General features: G+C 70.8%; 8 protein-coding genes and 1 pseudogene. 6 read left to right on the forward strand and 3 right to left on the reverse strand.

Translation table 11 applies throughout. The annotated features are described in order from the left end of the window. The first annotated feature begins 445 nt into the window (after positions 1-445). Both V7053_RS16160 and V7053_RS16165 read left to right on the forward strand, forming a co-directional pair. Positions 446-2,065 (forward strand): helix-turn-helix transcriptional regulator, encoded by a 1,620-nt coding sequence (locus V7053_RS16160; protein ID WP_334173297.1) that lies wholly within the window; start codon positions 446-448, stop codon positions 2,063-2,065. Positions 2,066-2,198: 133 nt separating this feature from the next. Then, positions 2,199-3,344, forward strand: a complete 1,146-nt coding sequence (locus V7053_RS16165) for a flavin-containing monooxygenase (RefSeq protein WP_334173298.1) — start codon at positions 2,199-2,201, stop codon at positions 3,342-3,344. A gap of 527 nt (positions 3,345-3,871) precedes the next feature. Here V7053_RS16165 and V7053_RS16170 read toward each other — a convergent pair. The 3 genes from V7053_RS16170 to V7053_RS16180 form a co-directional block, all read right to left on the reverse strand. Further along, on the reverse strand, positions 3,872-5,740 hold the full coding sequence (locus V7053_RS16170) for a hypothetical protein (protein ID WP_334173299.1): 1,869 nt from the start codon (positions 5,738-5,740) through the stop codon (positions 3,872-3,874). A gap of 142 nt (positions 5,741-5,882) precedes the next feature. Beyond that, positions 5,883-6,113 carry a hypothetical protein gene (locus tag V7053_RS16175; RefSeq protein WP_334173300.1) on the reverse strand — a complete coding sequence of 77 codons (231 nt, stop codon included), beginning with the start codon at positions 6,111-6,113 and terminating at the stop codon, positions 5,883-5,885. A gap of 110 nt (positions 6,114-6,223) precedes the next feature. Then, the gene (locus V7053_RS16180) at positions 6,224-6,493 is read right to left on the reverse strand and encodes an ArsR/SmtB family transcription factor (RefSeq protein ID WP_334173301.1); all 270 of its coding nucleotides are present in this window, start codon (positions 6,491-6,493) and stop codon (positions 6,224-6,226) included. Positions 6,494-6,909: 416 nt separating this feature from the next. Between V7053_RS16180 and V7053_RS16185 the strand changes: the two genes are divergently transcribed. The 4 genes and pseudogenes from V7053_RS16185 to V7053_RS16200 form a co-directional block, all read left to right on the forward strand. Further along, positions 6,910-7,164, forward strand: a complete 255-nt coding sequence (locus V7053_RS16185; protein WP_334173302.1) for a hypothetical protein — start codon at positions 6,910-6,912, stop codon at positions 7,162-7,164. Beyond that, on the forward strand, positions 7,161-8,252 hold the full coding sequence (locus V7053_RS16190) for a CHAP domain-containing protein (RefSeq protein ID WP_334173303.1): 1,092 nt from the start codon (positions 7,161-7,163) through the stop codon (positions 8,250-8,252). The genes V7053_RS16185 and V7053_RS16190 overlap by 4 nt, the downstream gene beginning before the upstream one ends. Before the next feature lie 12 nt (positions 8,253-8,264). After that, positions 8,265-8,804, forward strand: a complete 540-nt coding sequence (locus V7053_RS16195) for a hypothetical protein (RefSeq protein ID WP_334173304.1) — start codon at positions 8,265-8,267, stop codon at positions 8,802-8,804. Then, positions 8,801-9,093 (forward strand): annotated as a pseudogene (locus V7053_RS16200) (hypothetical protein); the annotation flags it as partial. The gene V7053_RS16195 and the pseudogene V7053_RS16200, both read left to right, overlap by 4 nt.

Consider the following 9,093-nt stretch of genomic DNA (forward strand, 5'->3'; position numbering starts at 1 on the left):
GGAAGCTGCGGTAGCGGATCTCGGAGGCGGCGGCCACGCGCTGTAGTTTGCGCTTTGGCGTCCGGTGGGCGGGCCATCGCAGTTCTGACCGCCATGGCACCTGGGCGGCAGGTGCGCCGCTCGCGGCGCCTGCAGGGATGGGCCGTGGCGCAGCCACGCCGATAGGGGGTTTTTTCCTTGCGCGCGTGCAGGGGTTGGTTCTTCTTCTTTAAGGTGAGGACCGCCTGGGGCGGGAGGGGTGCCAGCTTTGTGCACAAGGGTCAGCGGCGAGGGTGCGCACAGGACGTAGACGGCGGCTTCGTTGATGCGTTCTCCGTCGGGGCCGGCTGCCGCGTACCTGGCCTGTCGGCCAGAGGCGACGCGGCCGAGTTATCCGGGCAGTCCCCCGGGCCCGGGTGTTCAGGTCCCACCTGCTCCGGTCTATCCTCGGATGGAGGTGGTCTGCATGCTCCAGCCGTTACTCGAGGACGGACGACGGCTCTACGCCGCTCAGGCGTGGACGGACGCGCTCGTCGCGTTTGAGAGCGCTGACCACAGCGTCCCGCTCTCCGCGTCAGACCTGATGAGCACCGCCTTCAGCGCCTTCCTGCTCGGGCGCGAAGAACAATGCATCGACCTGCTCGGCAGGTCCTTCCTGGGCCATCTGGAAACCGGAGACCCGGCTGCCGCTGCGCGTGCGGCGTTCTGGCTTGCCTTCGCCCACGAAGCGCACGGAGACCGGGCGCGGGCCGAGGCCTGGGGGCGCCGCCTGGCCGAGCTGGTGGAGGATGAGGGCCTCTCGGCCGAGCGGGCCCTCGTGTGCGCCGGCCTGGGCCATGCGGCGCTTGCCTCCTCGGATCCCGCGGACGTCCGCCGCGCCCTGGCCCTGTCCCGGGAGGCCTTCGCTCTGGCGCACGCGGCCGGCGACCGGGACACCGAAGTGCTCTCCCGGCTCAGCGGCGGCTGGGCGCTCCTGCGGCTCGGCAGCACCGCGGAGGGCCTCGCCGAACTCGGCGGAGCCATGGATGCGGTGACTTCGGGCGAGGTCCGGACACCGCTCGTGAACGGCGTGGCCTACTGCTCGGTCATCTCGGCCTCCCTGCGCGCGGCCGATCTCGCCCGGGCCCGCGAATGGACGCAGGCGGCGACGGACTGGTGCGAGCGGCACCCCGAGCTCGTGCCGTTCCGCGGACAGTGCCTGGTCCACCGTTCGGTGGTCAAGATGTTCGACGGGGACTGGCCCGGCGCGTTGGCCGAGGCGGCCCGGGCGGCCGCGCGGCTCCTCCCGGCCGATGCGGGGATCGCGAGCTACCAGATCGGCGAGCTCCACCGCCTCGCCGGCCGCTTCGCCGAGGCCGAGGACGCCTATCGCCTCGCCAACGCCGCAGGGCGCCGGCCACAGCCGGGCCTGATGCTCCTGCGCCTTGCGCAGGGCCGAGCGGACGCGGCGGCGGTCTCGGCCCGCCGGCTCAACGGGGAACTGACCCGCCCGGGCGAACGGCAGGAGTTCCTCCCCGCGTACGTGGAGGTGATGGCGGCAGCCGGCGACGCGGAAGCGGCGCAGGCCGGGGCCGCCGAGTTCGCTTCACTCGCCCGGGCTTCGGGAGCCGCGCTCCAGAAGGCCGAGGCGCTTGCCGTCCAGGGCACCGCCTGTCTCGCCGCCGGCGACCCCGCAGGCGCGGCTGCGGCCTTCCGGAGCGCATCGATCGCATGCCACGACCTCCGCCTGCCGTATCCCGAGGCACGGGCCCGGGCTGCCCTCGGCAGGTGCTACGCGGCCCTGGGCGACGACGAGGCCGCCACGCTGGAGATCGAGGCGGCGCGCCAGGTCTTCGAGCGCCTCGGGGCAGGCCCGGACCTTCAAGCCCTCCCGGGCCACACGCCCTCGTCCTCGACGCCCCTGACCGAGCGCGAGCTGGACGTCATCCGGCTCGTCGCCACGGGGCTGACCAACCGAGCCGTCGCGGCGAAGCTCGTCCTGAGCGAGAAGACCGTGGCGCGCCACCTGGCCAACATCTATGCCAAGCTCGGGATCGCCTCCCGCTCGGCCGCGACAGCGTACGCCTACGACCACGGACTCCTCTGACCGAGCCTGCACAGAACTGCCCACCACCGCTGCCGCCTGTCTGCGCATTCTGCCCGAAGCGGTCCCGCAATTCCCTCCGTACCGTGGAACCAGCGGCCCACCACGCCGCACCCGGCGCTCCCAGGAGGGCATCATGACCAGCATCGAACCTCTCATTCCCACCAACCCGACGGGTCCGGACCACGCGCGACGCCGGGTGGAGACCGCCATCGTCGGCGGCGGCCAGGCTGGCCTTGCCACCGCGCACTGGCTTGCCGAGGCAGGCCGAGAATGCGTCGTGCTCGAAGCCCGGGAGCGTATCGGGGACCAGTGGCGCGAGCGCTACGATTCGCTCCGGCTCTTCACCGCTGCCCGCGTGGACGGACTGCCGGGGACGCCCTTTCCCGGGCCGAGGGGCGCCTTCCCCACCGGCCGCGAGCTCGCCGACTACCTCGAGGCGTACGCAGCGCCGTTGGGCCCGCTCGTGCAGACCGGCGTGCGGGTCACGGGCGTCGCAGCGGCCGACGGCGGCGGGTTCGTCCTCTCGACGGTCTCCGCAGGCCAGCGAGAAGAGCTCTTCGCCGAGAACGTCGTGATGGCCGCGGGGAGCGACGCGTGCCCGAAGATCCCCGCAACCGCCGCAGAGCTCGACCCCGAAATCCGGCAACTGCACTCGAGCGGCTACCGCAATCCAGGCCAGCTGCTCCCCGGACCGGTGCTCGTCGTCGGCGCAAGCCAGTCGGGCGCGGACCTGGCGCTCGAGGCCGCCCAGGCGGGGCACGAGACCTGGCTCTCGGGCAGGCACCACGGCGAGATCCCGGTCAACGAGCACCTCGCGGGCCCCGTGTTCTGGTTCGCCTCGAACCACGTGCTCACCCTCAGAACCCCGATCGGCCGCAGGCTCCGGCCAGCCATCCGCCGCGGCGGATCACCCCTGATCCGCACCAGGCGTTCCGACCTCGACACAGCCGGGGTCCACCGGACTGCGGCACGCACCATCGGATCGAGCGAGGGCAGGCCCCTCCTCGACGACGGCACGGTCCTGGAGGTCTCCAACGTCCTGTGGTGCACCGGCTACCGCCCCGACTACTCGTTCGTCCACCCCGCCCTCATCGGCCCCGACGGCTTCCCGGCCGAGACCGACGGAGCAGCAGAAGGCGTTCCAGGGCTCTTCTACGTCGGACTCATCTTCCAGCGCGGCTTCTACTCCCACCTCATCGGCGGCGTGGGACGGGACGCAAAGGTCGTCGCGGACCGCATCCAGGCGCGCTCCCGCTCCCGAGGCGCGTCGAGCACCTGAATACTCAACAACGGCGGCCGCCCTCGACCGCTCGTCGGAGGAACCCTGGGCTCTCATGCTCTGCGCCGGCGCAGAAGGGCTTCGGGATCCTCGGGGTGCGGATGTCCGAGTACTTCCCCACCCGCATCCGCTCCACCGGCTCCAGCGCCAGCTACTACGTCGGCGGGTCCGGGGCCCTCTTCCTCCTTTTCGCCCTCACCCTCGCCGGGACCGTGCCGTTCGCCCTCACCCTCGGCATCCTCGGCCCCGGCGCCGGCCTCCTCTTCTCCCTCATCTCCCCCGACCGCACCGGCCGGACCTGGAATAAGCGCCGAGCGGCACGGCCGGGGTTCCGGGCCCAGGCGGAGCGCTCCGACGCTTCACACGGGCCCATAAGCGAAGATGAGGTCGAAGTCGGCCTCGCGAAGGCGAGCGAGCACGCCCGGATCCTGTTCTGTGACTACCTCGAATGGGAGGGAAGTCCGGCTCTCTTTCGGTCCGGTGCGCCCCCTCCATGGAACTCGAGGACCTTCTCCCCAGAACGTGTCTCAGGCCGCGACGGTGCGCCAGAGGGTCGGGACCATGGCGGCGTCGTCTGGGGGGATCCAGTGTTCGTCGGTTTCGGGGTCGTAGAGGTCGGTCTCGGTGAGCTGCTGGGCGGGGTTGTGGCGGTCTAGCCAGGCGTGCCAGGCGGCGCGCTGGAGCCGGTGGAGGGTGATCTGGGCTGCGACCTCCTGGTCGGCTCCGAGGCGGTGGGCAAGCTGGGCGAGGCTGATGCTGGTGGTGTGCCAGCGGCCGTCCTCGTCGCGGTGGACCATGCGGTAGGCGGCCATCTCCGCCAGGACCTTCTCCGCGGTGGTGCGCGAGAGACGGGCGTCCCGGGCGGCCTCGGCGGTGGTGGGGGAGTGGCGGGAGCGCTCGACCGCCTCGTAGGCAAACGCCGCGGCGGCCCCGAGAGCGCGGAACACTGGCCTGACGGCGTGGATCCTGCCCTGCCGCCAGGTCAGCTCCTGTGCGGTCTGGTGGTGCTGCTCGGGCAGTTCGATGAGGTACACGTCGGCGTTGCGGTGGCGGCCGTCGGCGACCTTGGTGACCATCCCGTCGGAGAGCTCGGCGAGCCGGCGCAGCAGCCGGGCCACGGTGCCGTGGTGCTGGCCCAGGGCCAGGGCGAAGGTGCGGCAGCCGACGTCGAGCACGTTGGTCTCCATGGTCCTCATGTACGCCAGCACCCCGCGCAGGAGGAACCTCAGACCGATCCCCTCCCGCCCAAGAGAGTGGAACCTGGCATCGAGCACCGCGTAGAGGACGTTCTCCAAATCATTGACCAGCTGGTGGATCGAAGCGGCCGAGGCTTTTGCCCCCCCGGTGGGTTCAGGGGGGCTTGTGTCGCTTTTACGGGCAATCCTCTTCCCTGCGCTGTTGGCGGTGAATTCGATCGCCTTGGCCCACTCGCGCTCGAGGAGCCGCTCGAGCTGCGAACTCGACTGGTACAGGGCCGCCAGGCCCGGGAACTGGCCTGCCAGCTCGCCCCGGACCTGAGGAAGGGTCCACCCGCAGGCCGCGAGGTGGTTCAGGACCCCCATCCGCGCCTCCGACGCCGACCGGTACCGCGCCGGGTCGTACAGGCCCGTCTCCGCGATCGCCCGCAGCGGAGACCGCCACCCGCCCACAGGACGGCCCGCACTGGCGGGCCAGTGCCCGCCGGGGTTGAGGCTCTGCGCCCGAGCGGCCGCGCCCCGGGCGCGGCGGGACACCTCCTGGCGGTTGCGGGCCAGCTCCGGTGCCAGCCCCTGGCGCAGCCGCTCTAACGCTTCCGGAGAGTTCCGGCATCGCAGCACCTCGTACGCCTCCGGGAAGGGGGTGATCAGCTCCTGGCGCCCACCCCGCTTGTGCAGAGTGCCCGGGACCCGGATGCACCCCGTGGAGGGATTCCGGTGCGGGCTCGCATCCAGGCTCGGCGCCAGCCGGGCCAGCGCCTCCATCACCTCCCGGGCCGCTGCGCCGTCCATCCGCACCGCCAACGGCACATACAGGTGACGGCCCCCGCTGGGGGAGACGTCCTCCACCCACCGCAGCCCGCACGAGCCCAGCAGCGCCCTCAGCCGCTCCGCGTCACTGTCGACCACCGCCTGGGCGGCAGCCGAGGTGTCCAGGTCCAGGCACAGCGTCGCCACCGACCCGTCCGCCCCATGCACCAGCACCGCAGCCGGTGTCTTAGGCAGTGAGCCCGTGATCCGCACCGGTGAGCCCGGGTAGCCGAACTTCCCCCGCACCCACCGCCCAGACCGGTAGAAGGGCCGCCCAGCGATCAGCGGCGCCAGCGACCACAGGTCCTTCTCAGACGGGCCGACCGTGACACGCCGAGCGGCCACGCGCTCGGGAGTATTAGGTGACAGGACGGCACCTTCAGCTACCATAAGAGGGCAGACTCCTTCCAAGGAGGTATGCAAAAGGGACCCACCGCGAGGAGGGTTTCGGGTCCATCACCGGGTCGCCAGCCAAGCAAAGCGGTGATGGGAGACTTATACGAGGGCCCGCCGGGAGGCGGGCCCTCAGTCGTTAAGACGCTTTCTGAATCAGCGCCTCCTGCCCGTACTGGGAACGCAGCTCGTCGAGGTCGACGGAGCGTATGAAGTCGATGAAGTGATCAGAGGCGAAACGGCCCGGCTTCACGCCGAGGACGGCCGCGATCTCCCGAAGCTTCTTCATCTCGGCATCGGGAAGTTTCGTGGCCACGGTGTTTTCACGCCCAAGCGGTGGGCGCCCCATGCGTGTCGTGGTGTCCTCCATGCATCCCATCCTTGCGGGCGACTTTACTTAAAGCGCACATATGGGCTTGTCGGCGTGTCGCGATCACTCCTGTCGGACCGGTGCGAGTTACCGCGCCGGTGGCGCCGCCCCTATCGGCCATCGAGGAAGGCGAGGAGCTTCTCGGCTTCGCGGTCGCGCGCCTCCCGATTGAGCCGGTACACGACGCGCTGCCCCTGGCGGTCGTCCTCCGCGTCGGAGTCGACCAGGCCGAGGTCCTCGAGCTCTCGGAGATGGCGGAAGACGGTGTGGTAGGCCGCCTCCAGGTGCCGGGCGATCTGCCCCGACGTGGCGCCCTCGGGATGGCGGGCCAGCTCGCGGATCACCGCGGCACGGATGGGGGAGACGCCGAATGCACTCATTGCGGTCGCCTCGGCGGGTCCCGTCGGCGTAACCCTTGCATTTCGCGTCACCGTCCCATCTTGCCGCAGGTCCTTCGGCATTGGCCTTGACCCTAGCATCCATTGCTAGGGTAGTCTAGCAATGGATGCTAGGGTGACGGCCTCGATGAGAGGGCTATCGGTTCTGGGGGTGGAGGTTCGGGTGAGGATTTGCAAGTGTTTCCTCGGGTTGTAATGCTCGTGACTGTTTTGTCATAGAGGACTGATAGGTGTGGTGGTCAGGGGGTGCATGGGATGAAGCAGGGCGTCGGATGCGCGGTGGCGGCTGGTCTGGCCGTCCCGCTGATGCTGCTCGCTGCCGTGGTGGGCCTCTCGCTCGGGGGCGGCCTGCGCAGGCAGCCCCCCGGGTGCTGCGGTTCGAGCCCTTGGGGGGATCGGTGAACGCTGCCGAGGTGGTCCACATCGTGGGCCCGATGTGGTCCGTGGACGGGCGCCCGGTCGTCGTCCTGTCCGGTGCCTCCGCTCCCGCGGTGGTCCTGGCTCATCTCGCCTCCGTTGTGGTGGCGCCGGGCCCGTGGCCGGTGAGGGTCACGGACGGTGATCTGGTTCTGGACCTCGTGCTGGGCACTGACGGGGCTGTCACGGAGGGAGGCGTGCAAGCGCCCTCGGCCGGACGATGGTGGCGCCGGTGAACGGGGGAGCGAAGGCGGCTGTCGGCGTGGTCCTGGGGGCGGTCATGGTCCCGGTGCTCGTGGTGGTGATGATCCTGGGCGCGGGCGGCAAGGACGGCGCCCAGGGCGCGTGCCCGCCTGCGGAGGACGTGGCCGTGGGCACCCCGGGCAGGACCGTCGCCGGGTACGGCGCGGAGCAGCTGGGCAATGCGGCCGCCATCGTCAGGACGGGGCAGCAGATGGGCATCCCCGCCGAGGGCCTGCTGATCGGCGTCATGACGGCCATGGGGGAATCGGGTCTGAAGAACCTGGCCCACGGCGACGACATCCACGGCGCGACGAACCCTGACGGGTCGCCCACGTGCAGCCTGGGGCTGTTCCAGCAGCAGTGGTGCCTGCCGGGAAGCCCGTGGGGGACGAAGGCCGACGTGACCGACCCGGGAAAGGCCGCCGCGGCGTTCTTCAAGGCGCTCCTGGGTCTCGCGGGCTGGCAGGCCATGGACCCGGACGTGGCCGCGCACAGGGTGCAGGGGAACTACTCACCCGCCGGCTACACCAAGTACATCGGCCCGGCGCAGGCTGTCCTGTCCGCGATCACGGGCGGGAAGATCAGCCCCGGGTCCGGCGGCTGCGCGGCCGAGGCCGCCCTCGTCGGCTCCTCCGGCGCCGGCGATGACTACCCGTGGAAGGGCACGACGCTCAACGCCAACAACCCGGTGACCTCGTTCGCGTACCGGAACTGCACGGACTTCGCCTGGTGGCGGCTCATGCAGGAGCTCGGGCTGCCCCAGCCGGTGAACTCGGCCAAGCTCGGGCTGGGCAACGGGGGCACGTGGGGGTTCGCGTGGGCGCGGCTGGGCTGGACGGTGAGCATGACGCCGAAGGTCGGAGCCATCGTCTGGTACGGGCTCGGCGTCGGCGGGGCCTCATCCACGTACGGGCACGTGGGCGTGGTCAAGGAGATCACCCCGGACGGGAAGGTCATCGAGGAGGGCTACAACTTCGGCTTCCCGCCGAACGGCGCGTACTACACGCGGACCATCGACCCGAAGGCCCCGACCGGCTACCTCTATCCGCCCACTCGGGCGCAGTTCGACCAAGCAGCGTGAGAAGAGGACGTGATGATCAAGAAGAAGGCGACCATGGCGGCTGCGGCCGGCGCGGCGGTGCTCGTGCTGGCCGGGTGCTGGGGCGGGACCCCCACCTCGGACCAGAAGAGCGAGGCTCCTTCTCCGTCCTCATCGGCTTCGGCGTCGCCGTCGTGCATCCTCTCGTGCCAGGACGCGCCCCAGGCGGCGAACACGGGGCCGGCATCTCTGGCCGCTGACCCAAGCTCGGAGAAGGCAGCCGTCGACGCGGCTGCGAAGGTCATGACCGCGTACGCGGACGTTTCCAAGCCCAAAGACGCATGGTTCCAGGCACTGGCGCCGCTGATCACGACGGCCTGGGCTCAGGATGCGCAGTACATCCAGCCCTCGCGCCTCCCGGTGCGCAAGCTCACCACTGGCCCGTCCATGGTGACCGCCACGGTGCCGGACGGGCATCAGGTCCGGGTCAAGTTCGGCACGGACGCGGGGGACTGGGTGGTCATCATGACCCGGGCCTCGGAGGGCGCGCCATGGCTCGCCTCGGACGTCCAGCCCGCGAAGGACGCCCAATGAGCGCCGGCCCAGTGAGCGCCGCGGAGTGGGTGTTCCCTCCCGGGACGTTCGACGTCCCTGCGGAGGCATTCGTGGGCGTGCATCCGGGGGCAGGGACGTCGACGTGGGCGGCACTGCTCGACGGCGCCGATCACGGCCTCATCATGCCGGGCGGGGGAGTGGTGACCGCGGTGTGCCGGGCCACTCCTGCGGCCCTGAACGGGGCGAAGGCTCTGGTGAAGGAGCACGGCGTGACGCGCTTCCGGGCGTTCCTGGTGGTCGCTGATGCGCCGGGGCGCGCTCTTCCCGC

Origin of the sequence: Sinomonas sp. (assembly GCF_036848755.1) — a bacterium.
Classification (GTDB): Bacteria; Actinomycetota; Actinomycetes; order Actinomycetales; family Micrococcaceae; genus Sinomonas.

Coding starts and splice junctions, on each gene's coding strand:
- V7053_RS16160 (WP_334173297.1), top strand. CDS start 446: ATGCTCCAGCCGTTACTCGAGGACGGACGACGGCTCTACGCCGCTCAG.
- V7053_RS16165 (WP_334173298.1), top strand. CDS start 2,199: ATGACCAGCATCGAACCTCTCATTCCCACCAACCCGACGGGTCCGGAC.
- V7053_RS16170 (WP_334173299.1), bottom strand. CDS start 5,740: ATGGTAGCTGAAGGTGCCGTCCTGTCACCTAATACTCCCGAGCGCGTG.
- V7053_RS16175 (WP_334173300.1), bottom strand. CDS start 6,113: ATGGAGGACACCACGACACGCATGGGGCGCCCACCGCTTGGGCGTGAA.
- V7053_RS16180 (WP_334173301.1), bottom strand. CDS start 6,493: ATGAGTGCATTCGGCGTCTCCCCCATCCGTGCCGCGGTGATCCGCGAG.
- V7053_RS16195 (WP_334173304.1), top strand. CDS start 8,265: ATGATCAAGAAGAAGGCGACCATGGCGGCTGCGGCCGGCGCGGCGGTG.